Origin of the sequence: Streptomyces sp. ITFR-6, from assembly GCF_031844725.1 — a bacterium.
Taxonomy (GTDB): domain Bacteria; phylum Actinomycetota; class Actinomycetes; order Streptomycetales; family Streptomycetaceae; genus Streptomyces.
Map to the genome: position 1 here is coordinate 1,011,876 of NZ_CP134612.1, position 18,456 is coordinate 1,030,331.

Genomic DNA, 18,456 nt, shown 5'->3' on the forward strand with positions numbered 1-18,456 from the left:
GCCGACGCCGAGTCGGCCGCCCCTTCGCGCGTTCCGGACCCCGGCCACCCTGTCTCACATCGCAAGATAGCCATCTCATTATTCGGCGTGCGAGCGTACCGTAGCCGTACCGATCAGCACTCCGCGGCTCACGTTTCGCGCGCTTCACGTCCCGCGTTTCGCATGTCGCACTTCGAGAGAGGACGCACGGCCATGCCGAAGGAGACCGCCGTCTACACCCACGGCCACCACGAGTCGGTACTGCGCTCGCACCGCTGGCGCACGGCCGCCAATTCCGCGGGGTACCTCCTCGGTGAACTGCGCCCCGGTATGACCGTGCTGGACGTGGGCTGTGGCCCCGGCACCATCACCGCGGACATCGCCGCGCTGGTCTCCCCCGGCCGGGTCACCGCCGTCGACACCACCCGCGAGATCCTGGACCAGGCCGCCGAGGTCGCGGCGGAACGCGGTCTGGACAACCTGGAGTTCACCACCGCCGACGTGCACGCCCTGGACTTCCCCGACGACACCTTCGACGTGGTCCACGCCCACCAGGTGCTCCAGCACGTCGGGGACCCGGTGCAGGCACTGCGCGAGATGCGCCGGGTCTGCCGCCCCGGTGGTGTGGTCGCGGCCCGTGACAGCGACTACGCGGCGATGACCTGGTTCCCCGAGGTGCCCGCCATGGACGCCTGGCAGGATCTGTACGGCCGGGTGGCCCGCGCCAACGGCGGAGAGCCGGACGCGGGGCGCCGGCTGCTCTCCTGGGCCCGGCAGGCCGGCTTCACCGACATCATCCCGACGGCCGCCGCCTGGTGTTTCGGCACCCCGGAGAGCCGGGACTGGTGGAGCGGGCTGTGGGCGGACCGCACCGTCGGCTCGGTCTACGCGAAGCTGGCGGTCGAGGGCGGGCACGCGACGCCCGGACAGCTGACCGAGATCGCCGACGCGTGGCGCACCTGGGGTGCCCAGGACGACGGCTGGTTCATGGTCCCGCACGGCGAGGTGCTCTGCCGCGCATGAGCGCCACCGAACCGATCACACACCGCTGACCGGCCAACTACCCTGTTCCGCATGGAAATCCTGGGAACCACGCTGCGGATCTGCGTCGACGACCTGGAGGCCGCGGTGGCCTTCTACGAGAACCTCACGGGCAGTTCGGCGCTGCGCTTCGAGCGCGGCGGTGTCTCGGTGGCCGCCATCAGCTGCTTCCTGCTGATGGCCGGCCCCGAATCCGAGCTGGAGATCCTGCGCAAGGTGACGGCGACGATCGCGGTCAAGGACGTGGACGAGGCCAACGCCTCGCTGACCAGGGTGGGCGCCCGCGTCATCGCGGGCCCGGTCCACACCCCCGTCGGCCGCAACCTGATCGCCGTGCACCCGGACGGTTCGGTGTTCGAGTACGTCGACCGGAACCTGTCCGCCGGCACCCCCTGACGCGGCTGGCCGCCCGTCAGGCGCGGGGGCGCATGCGGTAGTTGTACCGGTCCGGCAGCGGCTCGTCCGTCAGCTCGGCCCACACCTCGTCCAGGATCTCCGCACCCTCGCGCAGATCGGCGACCTCGAAGCCCTCGTCGAACAGCGCGCGGGCGGCCTCGCGTTCGCCCTCCGCGAGCAGCAGCCGCGCCTCCAGCAGGCGGAAGCGGCCGCGGCTGCGGATCGCCGGGAGCAGCCCGTCCAGGACGGTGCGGGCCGGCCCCGGACGGCCCGCCGTCAGCAGTGCCTCGATCGCCTCCCGGCCGAGGGCGGCGGTGGCGGCCTCCGAGGTGTCGCCGTCGTCGCCGCGCTGGGCGCACAGCTCGTCGAACGCCTCCGCGTAGTGGTCGGCCGCCCGCTCCCACTGGCCGCTCTCCTGGGCGGCGACGGCGAGGCAGCGCAGCAGCGGCCAGCGGGACGGGGCCAGGGCCAGTCCGCGTTCCCAGCTGCGGACCGCCTGGGCGCGGTCGCCGGCGTGCCACTGGGCGATCCCCAGGTGGTATTCGGTGAGCGGTTCCGCAGCGGCCGTCTCCAGCATGTCGCGCCAGTGCGGGGAGACGAGCGAGGGGCCGGGCGGCGTCGCCCCTGGCGGTTCAGGGAAGGTCCCCTGCTCCAGCAACTCCAGCCAGGGCGCCTGCTGTTCACCGAGCGTGGACTCGGCGAAGGGGGTGCCCGGCAGCTTGTACCCGGCGCGCCGGACTTCGAGGGCGCCCCAGCCGGACCCGGTGGCGAGGACCTCGCCCGGCTCGGTGTCGGCGCAGCGGCGCCAGGCCTCGTACGCGGCATCCACATCGGCGCGCGGCAGGGCGGCGGCGAGCCGCTGCTCGGCCTCCGCGCGGGCGGCCGGCCAGTCGTCGCCGTGCACCGCGGCGGGGTCCGCCGACAGGGGCCCGTACGACTCCAGCCAGCTGAACTCGGCGCCGGGCTCCAACGGCACGTGTTCCAGCTGGGTGCGGGCCAGCCCGGCCTGGATCTCCGCGTAGCCGGCGGTACCGGGTTCGGTGAGCCACTCCTGCCAGCGGCGGCCGCCGGGCCCGCTGCCCCAGAGGAACAGCTTGCGGCCGCGCAGCAGATCGGTGGAGGTCTGGACGAGCCCGTGGCCGTTCTCGTCGAGGGAGGCGATCCAGCGGCGGGCGCCGTCGGGCACCTCGTAGAAGTAGTCGGCGGGGAAGTCGCTGCGCAGCGGGTACGTCCGGTCGACCGAGCCGCTCTCGGGGACCGGGACCAGGTTCAGCGTGCGTTCGTACCCGAAGTGCCAGGCCCTCTCGGCCGGGGCCACCACGCGGGTGCGCTCGCCCTCCGGTACCGCGATGTTGGACCACCAGTAGACCGGTGCGGGGTGCTCGTGCGGATTGCGTATCCGTACGCCGACGTGCAGGAAGTCGGAGCCGTCGGGCAGCCACAGGTCCACCTGGAACGGCAGGTCGCGCAGCCTTTCCCACTCCCAGAGCCGGACCATCTCACCGCCGTCGGGTGCGGTGACCCGGGCGGCGTGCACGGGGGCGCAGGACAGGGTGGTGTGGCCGGTCGCGCCGATGTTCCACTCGATGCCGCCGGAGAACCAGGCCCCGTTGAGCGCGAAGTCGGCGGGCTGGAGGACGGGGTTGGTGTAGACGAGATCCCGGCCGGTGGGCTTGTGGAAGAGGGAGTGGATACGGCCGCCGAAGCCGGGCAGCACGGTGGCCCGGATCCGGTCGTTCTCGATCACGATCACATCGAGGTCCGTGGGCGTGCGCTCGCGCCCGTACCCGTCGAGGACGGCCACGGGCAGGTGGGTGGCCAGCGGCTCGTGGCCGATCTGGCGGGCCATGTCACGGGGCAGACCGGCCCGGTCGCGGTCGTCGACGACATGCGTCTCGTCGAGGGGCCGCAACGCGGGCAGCGGATTCTCCGGTCCCACCGCAGCCGCGGGCAGGGTCAGTACGTCACGTCGTACGGTGGTGGCCAAGGCAACCTCGCTCCCTCACGCGGGCCGCCGCAGGTCCGGGCGCCCCCCGATGACCATGGAACACGCTGCGGGCCGCCCGGACCAGGGGATCGGCCGTCCTTCTTCGGCAAAAGCCGCGACCACCAGGTCTCCACGCACACCGGACACCGGGACAATATTCCGCGTGCGCGCCGTCCTCCTCGCCATAGGGTTGCCGCTCAAGCGGTTTGCGGGACGTTATGGAGACGGTGGATCACGATGAGCACGCAGCACACCTACCGAGTGATCGTGCGCGGCACCTGGGAGGGGCTGACGGACGCGGCACGGGAGCGGATGCTGGCCGAGGCGGAGCAGCACGGCCTGGCGTCGATGGCGTTCAGCGAGGAGGGTTCGCTCACCTACGACCGCGTCCTCAAGCACTTCAGCTTCCGCTACGTGGTGGTGTCGGACGCCGGGGACGGGGCGGAGATGGCGTGCGCCATCGCCGAGGACCGCGCGGAGACGGAGCTGCGCGGGCGCGGGTACGGGCATGGCGAACTGCGCTCCACAGCGACGGACATGGACACCATGAAGATCAATTACAAGGGGCGCCGGAGCCCGGGGGCGGCGTAACGGCCCCTGTCGCGCGGGTTGGCAGGCGCGCCGTTCCGGGGCGTCCTCACAGATTTCGAAGCGCGGGCAGCAGCTTCCGCTCCGCCCAGCCGAGATACGGCTCCTGGTGGTCGCCGCCGACCTGGACGAGTGCGACCTCGGTGAACCCGGCATCGACGTAGGGCCGGACCGCGTCGACGACCGCCCCGACGTCGTCGCCGCACGGGATGGACTCCGCGACATCCTCGGGCCGTACGAACTGGGTGGCGCCCGCGAACCCCGCCGGGCTCGGCAGCTCCGAGTTGACGGGCCAGCCGCTGCCGAACCAGCGGAACTGGTCGTGGGCGCGGGCTATCGCCGTATCGCGGTCGGTGTCGTAGCAGATCGGCAGCTGCCCGACCTTGGGCTTGCCGCCACCACCGTGACGTTCGAACGAGGAGATCAGCTCCTGCCTGGGCTCGGTCGCGATCAGCAGGTCCGCATGGTGCCCGGCGACTTCGCAGGAGCGGTCACCGGACACGGCGACGCCGATGGGCGGGGGCGAATCCGGGAGGTCCCAGAGCTTGGCGTGCTCCACGTCGAAATGCGTGCCGTGATGGGTCAGCGTCTCCCCGGAGAGCAGGGCGCGGATGATCCTCACGGCCTCTTCCAGCATCTCCAGGCGGACCTGGGCGGCGGGCCAGCCGCCGCCCACGACATGTTCGTTGAGGTTCTCCCCCGAGCCCAGTCCGAGCCGGAAGCGCCCCTGCGAGAGGAGTTGCATCGTGGCGGCCTTCTGCGCGACGACCGCCGGATGGTAGCGACGGGTCGGACACGTCACATAGGTCATCAGCGGGATGCGCTCCGTGGCCTGTGCGGCGGCGCCGAGCACGCTCCAGGCGTACGGGGCGTGCCCCTGGGCGTCCAGCCAGGGGAAATAGTGGTCCGACGTGACGGAGAAGTCGAATCCGGCGCGCTCCGCGCCGACCACATGCCCGACGAGCTCCCTCGGGCCGGCCTGCTCGGTCATCATCGTGTATCCGATGTCCACCATGTCGTCTTCTCCAGGGTGAGGGGTCAGCCGGTCAAACGTTCCGGGTCGGGCCCGGTCCGCTCGCCACGGTTCAGCGCGGAGATCTCGCCGATGTCGCCCTCGCTGAGATCGAAGTCGAAGAGGGCGAAGTTCTCCTCGACGCGCTTCCGCGTCACCGACTTGGGGAAGATGATGTCCCCTCGTTGGATGTGCCAGCGCAGGGTCACCTGGGCCGGCGTCCTGCCCACCCGGTCCGCGATGCGGTTGATGGCCGGGTCGTCCAGCACCTTGCCCTGCGCGATGGGCGACCAGGCCTCCGTGGCGATCTCGTGCTCCGCGCCGAATGCCCTGACGTCGTCCTGCGTGAGGTAGGGGTGCACCTCGATCTGGTTGACCACGGGCACCACCTCGCTGTTCTCCAGCAGCCGGCGCAGGTGGTGGTTCTGGAAGTTGGAGACCCCGATCGCCTTGGTCCGGCCGGAGCGGTAGATCTCCTCCAGGGCCTTCCAGGTCTCCACGAAGTCGCCCTTGCCGGGCAGCGGCCAGTGGATGAGAAAGAGGTCCAGGTAGTCGAGACCGATCTCCTCCATGGTGCGGTCGAACGCCCGGAGGGCGTCGTCGTGCCCGTGGGCGTCGTTGTTGAGCTTGCTGGTCACGAAGACGTCGGCACGGTCCAGGCCGGAGTCCAGGACCGCCTGGCCGACCTCCTTCTCGTTGCCGTACATCTCCGCCGTGTCGATGTGCCGGTAGCCGGTCTCCAGCGCGGCCAGCGTCGCCTCCCGGGTCTCGTCGGGCGGGATCTGGAACGTGCCGAAGCCCAGTTGGGGGATCCGCACCGCGTTGTTGAGGGTGATGGTCGGTACTGAGGTCACAGTCACTCCTCCCTGACAGGGTTCTCCGTGTGATGTTGCGGTCCTCCCGAAGCCTTTGGCCGGGAAAGTCTCAGCCGCCGCCGGACTGCAGGTCGGGGGCGTCCGGATGGACTTGCCGGGCTTGACGGAGGTGTCGGCCTTCTCGTCCGACGTACCGGCGGGCCTGTCGACCGGTCCGCCGGAGGGCTTGTCCGAGCCCGTGTCGCGAGACCCCATGGCCCCACGCTCCTCGTGCGGCTCTTCGTGGACCTCGGCGCGTGTTCTGTCCGTCATCGGAACCCACTTCCCTGCTCGCATCGCACATCCGCGGATACCCCCGGACAGTCGCTGACATTCGCGGGTGACATTCGCGGGTGAGCTGCCCCCCTGCTGGCTGGAGCGTCGCCCGAGCCGAGAGCGCGGCACAGGGAAGCCCTGTCGGACCATCTTTCACCCTTTTGCCGCTTCCCCGCATCCGGAGCACGACCTGTCGGACGGCCCGGGTACATCGCTCCCGTCTCACACGACCGCGTCGTCCGCGCGACTCCTCCGGGCCCGCGGGTGCGGGGGATTCCGGGCCTTTGCGCAGGTGCGGGCACCTGCCGCCAAAGAGCGCGGTCTGTCAATGTTTGGCACCATCCAGTCAGGGCTAGGCGCGTACTCGCGAGACGCCCATCGCATGCGTGATCCGACCAACGTCGCGCACCTGACAACGCAGCAGGAGGACAGCCCGATGACCGACACCTCACGCGAGGCGACCACCACGGATTCCGGCGCTCCGGTGGAGAGTGACGAACACTCGCTCACCGTCGGCCCCGGTGGACCGGTCCTGTTGCAGGACGCCTACCTGATCGAGCAGATGGCGCAGTTCAATCGGGAGCGGATTCCCGAGCGTCAGCCCCACGCCAAGGGGAGCGGTGCCTTCGGGCACTTCGAGGTGACCAACGACGTCAGCGCCTACACCAAGGCCGCGGTCTTCCAGCCCGGCACCAGGACCGATCTCGTGGCCCGGTTCTCGACCGTCGCCGGCGAGCGCGGCAGCCCGGACACCTGGCGGGACCCGCGCGGCTTCGCGGTGAAGTTCTACACCAGCGAGGGCAACTACGACATGGTGGGCAACGACACCCCCGTGTTCTTCATCAAGGATCCGATGAAGTTCCAGCACTTCATCCGGTCCCAGAAGCGCCGCGCGGACAACAACCTGCGCGACCATGACATGCAGTGGGACTTCTGGACCCTCTCGCCCGAGTCGGCCCACCAGGTCGCATGGCTGATGGGCGACCGGGGCATCCCGCGTAGCTGGCGGCACATGAACGGCTACACCTCGCACACCTACATGTGGATCAACGCGCAGGGCGAGCGCTTCTGGGTGAAGTACCACTTCAAGACGGACCAGGGCATCGAGTGCTTCACCCAGGACGAGGGCGACCAGATGGCCTCGGCCGACACCGATTACCACACGCGGGATCTCTTCGAGCACATCCGTGACGGTGAGTACCCGAGCTGGACGCTGCACGTACAGGTGATGCCGTACGAGGACGCCGCCGGGTACCGCTTCAACCCGTTCGACCTGACCAAGGTGTGGCCGCACGGCGACTACCCGCTGATCGAGGTCGGCCGGATGACGCTGGACCGCAACCCCACCGACAACCACGCCGAGATCGAGCAGGCGGCCTTCCAGCCGAACAACCTGGTCCCCGGCATCGGTCCGAGCCCCGACCGGATGCTGCTGGCCCGGCTGTTCTCGTACGCGGACGCGCACCGCTACCGCATCGGGGCCAACTACCAGCAGCTGCCCGTCAACGCGCCTGTCGTTCCGGTGAACACGTACTCGAAGGACGGGGCGATGGCGTACCGGAAGACCAGCGACCCCGTGTACGCCCCGAACTCCAAGGGCGGGCCCGCCGCCGACACCGCACGGTACGGCTCTCCGCCGAGCTGGTACGCCGACGGGGAGATCACCCGGGCGGCCTATGTGGACCACGCCGAGGACGACGACTGGGGTCAGCCCGGCACCCTGGTACGCGAGGTCCTGGACGACGCGGCCCGCGACCGGCTGGTGGACAACGTCGTCGGCCATCTGCTCAACGGGGTCACCGAGCCCGTTCTGCGACGGGCCTTCCAGTACTGGTCGAACATCGACAAGTCGATCGGGGAGCGCATCGAGCAGGGTGTGCGCGCCAAGGCGGACGAGAAGGACCCGAAGGCCGAGCAGCAGGGCAACCCCGCCCGGCGGAACATGCAGGCAAAGGCCTGATCGCGGAGATCCGGAGATCGCGGAGGGAGGGCCGGTCGGTCTCCGGTCGGTCTCCACGTGTGCGGATCGGGCTGTCAGGTCGTCGGTGTTGCCGGGGGCGGACCGTACCCCGGCAACACGACGGGTTCACCTGCGCGCCCGAAGGTCCGCGACGATGTCCTTGTCCAGGGCCGCGCGTACCAGCGACGCCGCGAGGACCTCGGGCCCGTGGGGGCCGGACGGGCGGGCCTGTTCCGCCAGCCCGGTCAGCTTCTCCGGTGAGGTCGGCAGCCCCAGCTTCTCCGCACCCTGCAGGGCCTTCTTGTCGAGGTACGGCGCCGTCTCGGGCCACACCGCCTGGGCCTCGCGCAGGAAGATGTCCGCGCCGGCCGGGCCCACGCCCGGTGTGCGGCGAAGGCCGCTCCGCAAGGCGTCGAGATCACCGTCGGCCGACCGGCGAAGGCGCCGCAGGTCACCGCCGTACTCTTCGAGCAGCAGCTCGGCTCCGTCGGCCAGTTGGGTAGCGGTCTTCTCGTCGTAGCGGCGGTAGCCGCCCTCCCCGAGAGCGTCCACACGCTGCTGCCAGGTCGATTCGAGCATATGGCGGGGCGAGCGCATGTCATGCGCGAAGAGAGCCTGTGCGGCGGCCACCGCGACGGAGCCTCTGATCCTGGCGCTCAGGAGGTGGCTGAGCACCAGCAGTTGGTACAGCGGCTGTGGAGTGTCACGCAGCCGGATACCCGCCTCGTCGGCGAACGTCCGGCCGTGCTCGGTGAGCAGCGCCTCCATGGTCCTGCGGTTGTTCACAGCCGGTCATCTCCTCCGGTACGGGTGTCGGGCACCCGTGGCGGGAACGAATCCACTGTCCTCCCAAGCTAGTCCGCATCCACCGGGTGGACGCCTGGGGAGGGCCACCCCCGGGTGGTCGCGCTCACGTCGCGGAGAGCACGTTTCGGAAGTGGACTGGGGGAAACCCGAGTCCGAGTCGGAAGACGGAGACACAGCGAAACGAGGAGAGTCCCATGCCCGCAGGATCCAGCCCGAAGCGTGAGCGTCAGTACGAGCACGTCAAGGAGAGCGCCGAGAAGCGCGGTACGTCCGAGAAGCGGGCGAAGGAGATCGCGGCCCGCACCGTGAACAAGGAGCGCGCCCGCTCGGGCGAGGCGGAGACGGCGAGCAAGTCGTCGACGCGTGACCCGAAGTCCGCCTCCCAGCGTGGCGGACAGCGCTCCCACAGCGGCGCCCAGGGACGCACCAGGGACCAGCTGTACGAGGACGCCAAGAGGAAGAACATCGAAGGCCGCTCGAAGATGAACAAGGAGCAGCTGCTCAAGGCCGTCGGCCGTTGATCAGCTCCCAGGGAAAGAGGTAGCGACGATGACCGCGAATGACGGAAGCAAGCGCAGGGTACTGGCCGTCGTGACGAACTACGGCGTCGAGCAGGACGAACTCGTGGTGCCGGTCGAGCATCTGCGCGGCTGGGGCGCCCACGTGGACATCGCGGCCCTGTCCACGGACGACATCCGGACGCTGGTCGGTGACAAGGACCCCGGAAGGACCGTGCGGCCCGACCTCACGCTCGACGCGGCCGATGCCGCCGCGTACGACCTGCTGCTCATTCCGGGCGGGACTCTGAACGCGGACAAGCTGCGCTGTCAGGGCCCGGGAGTGGAACTCGTCCGTGCCTTCACGGTGGCCGGGCGCCCCATCGCGGCGATCTGCCACGGGCCGTGGGCCCTGGTCGAGGCGGATGCCGTCGCGGGCAAGCGGCTCACGTCGTACCCCTCGCTGGCCACGGACATCCGCAACGCCGGCGGCACCTGGGCCGACGAGCCTGTGGTCGTCGACGACATGGGCGGCTGGACGCTGATCACCTCCCGCAACCCCGGAGACCTGGACCCCTTCCTCCACGAGATCGATGCCGCCCTCGCTGTCGTATGAGCCGGCATGCCTGAGACGACTCCGCCCGCGCCGGAGGCGGCCGGTTTCCCGGCCGCGGCGGCTTCGGAGGCCCGTTCCGTGGCCGAGCTGGACGCGGCACTGACCACGTGCCGGGCCTGCCCGCGGCTGGTGGCCTGGCGGGAGGAGACCGCCCGGGTCAAGCGCCCGGCGTTCCTGGACCAGGAGTACTGGGCGCGACCGGTACCGGGCTTCGGTCCCCCGGACGCCCCGCTGGCACTCGTCGGCCTGGCGCCCGCCGCGCACGGCGGCAATCGCACGGGCCGGATCTTCACCGGCGACGCCTCGGGGGACGCTCTGTTCGCCGCCCTGTACGACGTCGGGCTCGCCTCTCAGCCGACCGCAACGCACCGCGGGGACGGCCTGCGGCTGCACGGAGTACGCGTCACGATGCCGGTGCACTGCGCACCGCCCGGCAACCGGCCCACCACCACCGAGCGCGACACCTGCCACCCCTGGCTCGCCCGCGAGCTGGCACTGCTGAGCCCGGCGCTGCGCGCCGTCGTGGTGCTCGGCGGCTTCGCCTGGCAGACCCTGCTCCCGGTGCTGGCCGACGCCGGCTGGCAGCTGCCCCGCCCCCGTCCCGCCTTCGGACACGGCGCAGAGGCAACCCTCACCAGCCGTGACGGACAACGGACGCTGCACCTGGTCGGCGGCTACCACCCCAGCCAACGCAACATGTCCACCCGCACGCTGACCCCCGTACAGCTGCGGGAGGTGCTGCTCCGGGGTGCCGTACTGGCCCGGCTGCCGGCCACCCGCCCGTGAGAAGCGACCCGGGGCCCAGCCCTCACGCCTCCAGGTGGGCCAGCACCGCGCGCATCCCACGGTGCACCGCGTCGCGGGACTCCTGGGTCAGGTCGATGGTCTCGAAGGCGTGGTGGGCGTTCGGTACGTCGATCACCTCCACCGCCGCCCCGCAGTCCCGGGACGCGGTGAGGAAATCCTCCACCGTGGCGGCGAACTCCTGCCGCTCGCGGCCACCCGGGTGATCACGAGCGGCAGGGCGCCGGCCTTCGGCACCACGTCCGCCGGGCGGAATCGGGCGTCGCGGGCCGGGGCGGGCAGCACCCCGTGGGCCCCGTCGGTAGCCGCGCGCTCGGCCAGCTCCTCGCGCAGGGCCGGGTCGGGTACGGCGGCCAGGGCGGGGACGCCGTCCTGGGGCAGCCCGGAGTCCAGGTAGACGATGCGGCCGACGCGCTCCGCCCTGCGGTCGGCGGCGCCCAGCACCGGGTGGATGCCGTAGTCGTGGCCGACCAGCACGATCTCCCGGCCGGGCGCGGCGCCGACCGAGTCGATCACCGCGAGTGCGTCCGCGATGTGGGTCTCCAGGTCGACGGTGTCCGTCGCGGCGGGGCGGGGGCCACCGGTCCCGCTGAGGGCCACCGCGTGCACCTCGTCGCCCTCGGCGGTCAGCCGCTCGGCGGTCTCCCGCCACACGTGTGTATCGGTGAACATGCCCGGTACCAGGATGAATGCGGTCATCGGTCTCTCCCCAGCGCTCCTCGTCCGCGACGCCGCCACGACTCTGCGGCAGCGCCCGCCGGTACGGTAGAAGCTCCCCCGGAGGGAGGTTCAAGTGTTCCCGTCCCACGACGGCCTGTACGGCATCGGTGAACTCGCCGAGCGTGCGGGCGTCACCGTCAAGACCGTCCGTTTCTACTCGGACAGCGGCCTGCTGCCGGAGGCCTGCCGCAGCGCCGGCGGGCACCGCCGGTACGGTCCGGAGGCACTCGGCCGGCTGCGGCTGGTCCGCTCGCTGCGTGCCCTGGGCCTTCCGGTGCGCGAGGTGCACCGGGTCCTCGACGAGGAGGAGACCGGGGCGGGCAGCGTGCTGGAGGACGCCGTCGCGGGGCAGCTGCGCGAACTCGGCTCCCAGCTCCGGGCGCTGCGCTGGCGGGAGGCCGGGCTGCGGCTGGTGCAGGAGTGCCGGCCGGTTGAGCGGGCGGACCGGCTCCGCCTGATCGGGGCGGTGTCCGCGCCTCCGGACACCGCGCCGCTGGCCCGCTTCTGGCGGGGCTGGCTGCCGCCCCGGATGCCGGCCGGGGCGACCGCCGCGTTCCTGGAGGCTGTGGTGCCGCAGCTGCCCGAAGACCCGGAGCCCGCCCAGGTTCTCGCCTTCGCCCGGCTGTACGCCCTCGTGACCCGCCCGTGCACCGGCACCGAGCGGCCTCAGCCGGCGGCACACCGGGGCGAGGGGGCCGCCCGGCCGGCTGTGCTGTACGCCGGTCTGGCCGAGGCGTATGGCTGTTCGCGGCGCTGGACGCGCAGGTGTTCACCGGGACGGTGTGAGGCCCCGGCCCTGCCGGGTCAGCGCATCTCCGCGGTGATCGCCCAGCGCTCGTGGTCGCGCCAGGCCCCGTCGATGAACAGGAAGTCGGGCGAGAAGCCCTCCAGCCGGAATCCGGCCCGGCGCACCAGGGCGATCGAGGCCTCGTTGCCCGGCTGGATGTTGGCTTCGAGCCGGTGCAGGCCGAGGGGCCCGAAGGCGTGCCGCAGCACCAGCCCGAGCCCCTCGGCCATCAGTCCGCGCCCGGCCGCGTGGGCGAAGACGCCGTATCCGAGCGCGCCGCAGCGGAAGCCGCCGATGACGATGTTGTTGATGTTGATGAAGCCGGCCACGGCACCGTCGGCGCCGCCCCCGTCGCCGTGCCGCTCGCACACGAGGAAGCCCGCCTTCGACGGGTCCTCGATGAGTACGGTCGCGTAGGCGGCGTAGGTGTCCGGGTCGGTCGGCGGGAACAGCCAGGGCCGGTGCAGTTCGCGGCTCTCCCGGGCACATGCGGTGAACTCGTCGGAATCCGCGGAGGTGAAGGCGCGGATCGCGGTGCGCGGCCCCTCGGCCAGATAGGTGCTGTCGGACATCGGCCCAGCGTAGGCGGCCTACGGGACACCTGTGCTACTTGGCCCGCCTGCGGAAGAAGTAGGCGCCGCAGGCCATCCCGGCCAGGAACATCACGGCCAGCGCCGCGTAGAGCGGCATCGTCACCAGCGGAATCAGCAGGCGGACCTGCACGTCGTCGGTGTTCTCCGCGATGAACACCACCGAGAGGACCGCGATGACGAGGATCAGAATGCGGGTCGGGGTGAAGGGACCGGTGCTGCGCGTACCACTGCTCGACACGTCTTTCGGGCTCATGAACGGCCCCTTCCCTGCTCCTGGTACGCCTCGGCCCCCGGGGCACCAGGATGACTCCGTCCGGGTGCCGGAGGGCCGTTCTGTACGCCCATCCGGGCGGCGGCGCCGTTGTGCGCGAGTGCCGGTTCCGCCCGCTCAGAGCAGCGCCGCGGCCTCGACCGTGAGCGTGGCCGGGCCGCCGTCCGCAGGCGCGTCGAGCACGGCCGGGACGCCGAGCGGGATCGTCAGCCCGGTGGGGCCGTGGCCGAAGCCCAGCTCCTCGACGACGGGGACACCGAGGCCGCCGAGCCGGTCCGCGAGCACCGCCCGCACCTTCTCGTACGGCCCGCAGCCCGCCCAGGAACCGCAGGCCACCCCGGCGACGCCGTCAAGCGCCCCGGCCCGCAGCAGCTGGGTGAGCATGCGGTCGATGGCGTACGGGGCCTCTTCGATGTCCTCGATGACCAGCAGCCCGCCCCGGGCCGACCGTCTGGCGTGCGGGGTGCCCAGTTCGGCGGTCAGCAGTTTCAGGCAGCCGCCATAGGTGATCCCCCTGGCCCGGCCGGGCGCCAGCACCCCCGCCCCGTCGAGACCCAGCGTCCGCACGCTCTCCGGTTCGAACAGGGTGGCTCGCAGGGATTCCTGGGTGCGCGGGTCCTTGCGGAAGGTCTCCGCTCCCGCCATGGGGCCGTGCAGGGTGGCGAAGCCCGTCCGCAGGGCGAACGCCTCGTGGAGCACGGTGACGTCGCTGTAGCCGACGAACGCCTTGGGTCCGGCGGCCCGGATCGCCGCCCAGTCGACCAGGTCGACCATGCGCTGCGCCCCGTACCCGCCCCGGGCGCAGATCACCGCGTCGACCGAGGGATCGCACCAGGCGTCCTGGAGATCCTGGGCGCGTGCCTCGTCCGCACCGGCCAGATAGTCCAGATCCTGGTGCACGTCCAGGACATGAGGCATCGTCACGGTTTCCAGGCCCCAGCCGCGCAGGATGTCCAGGCCGGGCTCCAGCCGGTCGACGGGCACGGGCCCGCTCGGAGAGACGACGGCGACCCTGGCGCCCGCGCGCAGCCGGGCGGGGCGGACCAGCGGGGCGAGGGGTACGGAAGGCGCGAGCGTCACTTCTCCAGCTCCAGCCGAGGCACGTCGGGCCGCTCGATGCCGAAGGTCTGGGCATAGAGGGAGAGTTCGGCCTCCAGCGCGCTGATCATGGTGTCCGCACGGCGGAAGCCGTGGCCCTCGCCCGGGTAGGTGAGGTAGGCGTGCGGGATGCCGCGCCCCTCCAGGGCGGCCAGGAATCGCTCGCACTGCACGGGCGGGCAGATCGGGTCGTCCTCGCCCTGGAGCAGCAGGAACGGTGTGGTGAGCCGGTCGGTACGGGTGCTCGGGGAGCGTTCGCGGTAGCGCTCGGGGACCTCGGCCAGCGGGCCCACCAGCGATTCCAGGTACTGCGATTCAAAGTCGTGGGTCTCGCCGCTGCCCCAGCCGGTCAGGTCGAGGATGGGGTAGATGATGGTGCCGCAGGCGTAGACGTCGGTGCCGGTCAGCGAGGCGGCCGTGGTCCAGCCGCCGGCGCTGCCGCCGCGGACGGCCAGCCGGTCCGGGTCCGCGGTGCCCTCGGCGGCGAGCGCGCCGGCCACGGCCGCGCAGTCCTCCACGTCGACGACGCCCCACTGTTCGCGCAGCCGGTTGCGGTACTCCCGTCCGTAACCGGTCGAGCCGCCGTAGTTGACCTCGGCCACCCCGATGCCGCGCGAGGTGAAGTAGGCGATCTCCAGGTCGAGGACGAGGGCGGCGTGCCCGGTGGGGCCGCCGTGCGCCCATATGACGTACGGCGGCAGTTCGCCGGCCGGTCCGGTCCGGTCGGGGCTGTGCGGCGGGTGGATGTGGGCGTGGATCTCCCGGCCGCCGGGGCCGGCGAAGGTGCGCTCCGCGGGCTCGGGGTAGTACGCGGGATCGACCGCGTCCTCGTGCTCGGCCGCGATGATCCGGGTGTGCCCGGTCGCCGTGTCCAGCTCCACGATCTCGTACGCGCTGCGCGGGCTCGCGGCGATGCCGATGACCCGGCTGCCCTGTACGGCGAGCGTCCCGGCCCATTCGGTCCAGGGCCCGGCGATGCCGACGAGCGTTCCGGTCTCCGGGTCGAGGATGGAGAGCGTGGTGGCGCCCCTGCCGTGCAGGGTGGCGATCAGCCCGTTCTCCAGCGGCCGGAACCAGCTGAGCCCGATCTTCCACAGCGGTCCGGCGAACTCCTCCTGCCTGGGGCAGAGTTCGACCGCGCTGCCGTCCGGTTCCGCCCGGTACAGGTTCCACCAGCCGCTGCGGTCACTGGCGAAGAGCAGCCGTCCGTCGTCGGTCCACTGGATCTGCGGTACGGATTCCTCCGGGCCGCCCAGCAGGGTCCGGGGGTCGTGGAACGTTCCGTCGTCTCCGATGTCCGCGAGGATCACGTCTGTGCCGTCCCACGGCATCCGCGGGTGGTCCCAGGCGATCCAGGCCGCCCGGCGTCCGTCGGGCGAGAGTTCGGGCCCGGTGACGAACCGGTGCCGGTCGTCGGAGAGTTCGCGTACCGAGGAGCGGTCACCGGCCGCCGATCCGTCCAGCGGTACGGCGGCGATCAGCCTGCGCAGTTCGCCCGGCCCCTCGCCGGTGAACTCCTCCAGGACGCACCAGACCTCGCCACAGGCGCCCCGCTCCGGGTGGAGTCGCGGGTCGGCCCAGCGCAGTCCGCCGCCGACCGTCGAGACGGGGGTGAGCGGCCAGGGCTCGCCGGGGCCGTCCGGCTCGTAGGCGTACAGCCGCTGGTCGTCGAAGTGGACGAAGACGATCAGCGGGCCGCCCTCGGCGCGTTCCGTTCCGGTCCAGGGCCGTCCGCCGTACTCGATGACCCGGCTGCGGACGTTCCAGGGGGCGGGCAGCTCCGCGGTGGTGCCGTCGGCCAGCCGTCGCACCAGGGCGCGCCGGCCGGCCTGGGCCGGGCGGGGTTCCGTCCACCACAGCTCTTCGCCGACCGCTTCGACGTACTCCGGCCGGCCGTCCCGCGAGGCGGCCAGCGCGGCGTCGATCGGGGACGGCCAGCTTCCGTAGGCCTGCGTGGTTGCCATGTTCGAATTCCCCCGAGTGGTTCAGGCGGTGCGGAGATAGTGGTCCAGGACCCGGACGCCGAAGTGCAGCGCCTCGACGGGGACGCGTTCGTCCACGCCGTGGAAGAGGGCCTGGTAGTCGAAGCCGACCGGCAGCTTCAGCGGGGAGAAGCCGTAGCCGGTGATGCCGAGCCGGGAGAACTGCTTGGCGTCGGTGCCGCCGGACATGGAGTACGGCACCACATGGCCGTCCGGGTCGAACCGCTCTACGGCGGCCCGGAGTTTGGCGTACGTGGGCGAGTCGACCGGGGCCTGGAGGGCCACCTCGCGGTGGTGGTACTCCCAGTCGACCGAGGGTCCGGTCAGCCGGTCCATGGTGGTGCGGAACTCGTCCTCGCCGCCGGGCACCGTCCGGCCGTCGATGAACGCGGTGGCGTGGCCCGGGATGACATTGACCTTGTACCCGGCGTCCAGCATCGTCGGGTTGGCGCTGTTGCGGACGGTCGGCTCGATGAGGGCGGCGGCCGGCCCGATCTTGCCGAGGAGTTCGTCCACGTCGAAGCCGGGGGCGTCGAGGTCGGGGTGGATGCCGTGCAGTGCGGCGATCTCGGTGAGCGCGGCGCGGACCGTCGGGGTGAGGCGCACCGGCCATTCATGGGCGCCGATCCGGGCGACGGCGGCGGCCAGCGTGCTGACCGCGTTGGCCTTGTTGACCTTGGATCCGTGCCCCGCCTTGCCGTGCGCGGTCAGCTTGAGCCATCCGGTGCCGCGCTCGCCCGCCGCGATGGGGTAGAGCGGCATGTTCGGTCCGGCGTGGAAGGTGAAGGCGCCGGATTCGCTGATGCCCTCCGTACAGCCCTCGAAGAGTCCGGGGTGCTGGTCGGCGAGGAAGCCCGAGCCGTCGTCGGCGCTGGCCTCCTCGTCAGCGGTGTACGCGATCACGATGTCGCGGCGGGGCCGGATGCCTGCCCTGGCCCAGTGCCGGACGACGGCGAGGACCATCGCGTCCATGTTCTTCATGTCGATGGCGCCCCGGCCCCAGACGACACCGTCGCGGACCTCACCGGAGAAGGGGTGCACGGACCAGTCGTCGGCCTCCGCGGGCACCACGTCCAGGTGCCCGTGGACCAGCAGGGCGTCGGCGGACCGGTCTGTACCAGCGATCCTGGCGACCACGTTGGTGCGGCCGGGGGTGCGCTCCAGGAGCGTCGGTTCGAGTCCGACGGCGGCCAGCCGCTCGGCCACGTACTCGGCCGCCGGGCGTTCGCGGCAGTCGCCGCCGCCCCGGTTGGTGGTGTCGATGCGGATCAGTTCGGAGGTGAACGTCACCGATTCGTCGAGCGCGAGTGCGTCGACGCCGCTCCTGGGGTTGGTCACCTCAGCCATACTGTTCCTCCACGGCGGACGACACGATGGTCGTCACCGCCTTGAACGTGCGGATACCTTCGTACATCGTCTCGCTCGTATAGGCGACACGCCTCTCGCCGGAGACCGCCACGCCCGGTACGACGGTGGCCGCCGCCGCCAGGTGCTCGGCGTCGAACTCCAGCTCCACGGTGAACGGTCCGCCGTCGACAGGCGTGTACCGGCCCGCCAGCGAGACCGCCTCCTTGGCCGCCGCACGGATGTCGGCGGCGGTACGCGCGGGGGTGCGGCAGACCGCGGCGTAGCGCGAGACGTAGTCCTTGACGGCGACGGTGCGGGCGTCGGGCGCGTAGCCCGCCGCGTCGGCACAGGTCAGGTCGTCCCCGGTGACCAGCACGACGGGGACTCCGTACTCGGCGGCGACATGCGCGTTGAGCAGCCCCTCACTGGCCCTGGCCCCGTTCAGCCAGACCCCGGTGATGGAGTTGGCCAGATAGGTGTGGGCCAGCACCCCTTCCGTACCGGCGCCAGTGTGGTAGCCGACGAAGGCGACCGCGTCGACGTCCCCGTGCTGGATGCCCTCCACCATGCTGAGCGACTTGTGCTTGCCGGTGAGCATCTGGACCCGGTCGTCGAGCCGCTCCAGGAGCAGGTTGCGCATGGTCCAATGGGCCTCGTTGACGAGCACCTCTTCGGCGCCTCCGTCGTAGAACCCGAGGGCCGCGGCGTTGACGTCGGAGGTGAACAGGGAACGGCATCGCTCCCACTGCGGCGTGCCGGGCAGCACATCGGCCGGCCAGGTCACACCGGTGGCGCCCTCCATGTCGGCACTCACGAGGATCTTCATGCGGCCACACGGTAC

The 18,456-nt window shown here is 71.5% G+C and carries 17 protein-coding genes and 2 pseudogenes; 8 read left to right on the forward strand and 11 right to left on the reverse strand.

Features of this window, described 5'->3' with window-relative positions:
* Positions 1-192: 192 nt before the first annotated feature.
* Entirely contained in the window at positions 193-1,002 is an 810-nt protein-coding gene (locus RLT59_RS04400) for a methyltransferase domain-containing protein (protein ID WP_311302148.1), read from the forward strand.
* A 51-nt stretch (positions 1,003-1,053) separates the two neighbouring features.
* A complete protein-coding gene (locus tag RLT59_RS04405) occupies positions 1,054-1,416 on the forward strand; it encodes a VOC family protein (RefSeq protein WP_311302149.1) in 363 nt (120 codons plus the stop codon).
* A 16-nt stretch (positions 1,417-1,432) separates the two neighbouring features.
* Here RLT59_RS04405 and RLT59_RS04410 read toward each other — a convergent pair whose 3' ends face one another.
* Positions 1,433-3,403, reverse strand: coding sequence for a DUF5107 domain-containing protein (locus RLT59_RS04410; RefSeq protein ID WP_311302150.1), 1,971 nt, complete (start codon positions 3,401-3,403; stop codon positions 1,433-1,435).
* 237 nt (positions 3,404-3,640) lie between these two features.
* Between RLT59_RS04410 and RLT59_RS04415 the strand changes: the two genes are divergently transcribed.
* On the forward strand, positions 3,641-3,994 hold the full coding sequence (locus RLT59_RS04415; protein WP_311302151.1) for a DUF6204 family protein: 354 nt from the start codon (positions 3,641-3,643) through the stop codon (positions 3,992-3,994).
* Between the two features lie 46 nt (positions 3,995-4,040).
* On the opposite strand, the gene RLT59_RS04420 is transcribed toward RLT59_RS04415, so the two are convergent.
* Both RLT59_RS04420 and RLT59_RS04425 read right to left on the reverse strand, forming a co-directional pair.
* Positions 4,041-5,006, reverse strand: coding sequence for an LLM class F420-dependent oxidoreductase (locus RLT59_RS04420; protein ID WP_311302152.1), 966 nt, complete (start codon positions 5,004-5,006; stop codon positions 4,041-4,043).
* Positions 5,007-5,029: 23 nt separating this feature from the next.
* Positions 5,030-5,857 carry an aldo/keto reductase gene (locus RLT59_RS04425; protein ID WP_311302153.1) on the reverse strand — a complete coding sequence of 276 codons (828 nt, stop codon included), beginning with the start codon at positions 5,855-5,857 and terminating at the stop codon, positions 5,030-5,032.
* Positions 5,858-6,569: 712 nt separating this feature from the next.
* On the opposite strand from RLT59_RS04425, the gene RLT59_RS04430 reads away from it, so the two are divergent.
* On the forward strand, positions 6,570-8,093 hold the full coding sequence (locus RLT59_RS04430; protein WP_311307614.1) for a catalase: 1,524 nt from the start codon (positions 6,570-6,572) through the stop codon (positions 8,091-8,093).
* Between the two features lie 126 nt (positions 8,094-8,219).
* Here RLT59_RS04430 and RLT59_RS04435 read toward each other — a convergent pair whose 3' ends face one another.
* Entirely contained in the window at positions 8,220-8,861 is a 642-nt protein-coding gene (locus RLT59_RS04435; protein WP_399126832.1) for an endonuclease, read from the reverse strand.
* Between the two features lie 233 nt (positions 8,862-9,094).
* Here RLT59_RS04435 and RLT59_RS04440 point away from each other — a divergent pair, with 233 nt between their 5' ends.
* The 3 genes from RLT59_RS04440 to RLT59_RS04450 are packed head-to-tail and all read left to right on the forward strand — an operon-like array spanning position 9,095 to position 10,799.
* On the forward strand, positions 9,095-9,421 hold the full coding sequence (locus tag RLT59_RS04440) for a hypothetical protein (protein ID WP_024489858.1): 327 nt from the start codon (positions 9,095-9,097) through the stop codon (positions 9,419-9,421).
* Positions 9,422-9,449: 28 nt separating this feature from the next.
* Positions 9,450-10,013, forward strand: a complete 564-nt coding sequence (locus RLT59_RS04445) for a DJ-1/PfpI/YhbO family deglycase/protease (RefSeq protein ID WP_311302155.1) — start codon at positions 9,450-9,452, stop codon at positions 10,011-10,013.
* A gap of 6 nt (positions 10,014-10,019) precedes the next feature.
* Complete coding sequence (locus tag RLT59_RS04450; RefSeq protein ID WP_311302156.1) at positions 10,020-10,799, forward strand: uracil-DNA glycosylase; 780 nt, start codon at positions 10,020-10,022, stop codon at positions 10,797-10,799.
* Between the two features lie 276 nt (positions 10,800-11,075).
* Here the strand turns inward: RLT59_RS04450 and RLT59_RS04455 are convergent.
* Positions 11,076-11,516: pseudogene (locus RLT59_RS04455) on the reverse strand (alpha/beta hydrolase); the annotation flags it as partial.
* A 94-nt stretch (positions 11,517-11,610) separates the two neighbouring features.
* Here RLT59_RS04455 and RLT59_RS04460 point away from each other — a divergent pair.
* Positions 11,611-12,303 (forward strand): annotated as a pseudogene (locus RLT59_RS04460) (MerR family transcriptional regulator); the annotation flags it as partial.
* A gap of 38 nt (positions 12,304-12,341) precedes the next feature.
* On the opposite strand, the gene RLT59_RS04465 reads toward RLT59_RS04460, so the two are convergent.
* The 6 genes from RLT59_RS04465 to RLT59_RS04490 form a co-directional block, all read right to left on the reverse strand.
* Positions 12,342-12,896, reverse strand: coding sequence for a GNAT family N-acetyltransferase (locus RLT59_RS04465; RefSeq protein WP_311302157.1), 555 nt, complete (start codon positions 12,894-12,896; stop codon positions 12,342-12,344).
* A 34-nt stretch (positions 12,897-12,930) separates the two neighbouring features.
* Positions 12,931-13,170, reverse strand: coding sequence for a LapA family protein (locus tag RLT59_RS04470; RefSeq protein ID WP_311302158.1), 240 nt, complete (start codon positions 13,168-13,170; stop codon positions 12,931-12,933).
* Positions 13,171-13,305: 135 nt separating this feature from the next.
* Positions 13,306-14,268, reverse strand: coding sequence for a S66 peptidase family protein (locus tag RLT59_RS04475; RefSeq protein ID WP_311302159.1), 963 nt, complete (start codon positions 14,266-14,268; stop codon positions 13,306-13,308).
* Positions 14,265-16,250 carry a dipeptidyl-peptidase 5 gene (locus RLT59_RS04480; protein WP_311302160.1) on the reverse strand — a complete coding sequence of 662 codons (1,986 nt, stop codon included), beginning with the start codon at positions 16,248-16,250 and terminating at the stop codon, positions 14,265-14,267. Before RLT59_RS04480 ends, RLT59_RS04475 begins: the two co-directional genes overlap by 4 nt.
* 21 nt (positions 16,251-16,271) lie before the next feature.
* The gene (locus tag RLT59_RS04485) at positions 16,272-17,615 is read right to left on the reverse strand and encodes a M20/M25/M40 family metallo-hydrolase (protein WP_311302161.1); all 1,344 of its coding nucleotides are present in this window, start codon (positions 17,613-17,615) and stop codon (positions 16,272-16,274) included.
* The gene (locus RLT59_RS04490) at positions 17,608-18,441 is read right to left on the reverse strand and encodes a M55 family metallopeptidase (protein WP_311302162.1); all 834 of its coding nucleotides are present in this window, start codon (positions 18,439-18,441) and stop codon (positions 17,608-17,610) included. Before RLT59_RS04490 ends, RLT59_RS04485 begins: the two co-directional genes overlap by 8 nt.
* Between the last annotated feature and the right edge of the window lie 15 nt (positions 18,442-18,456).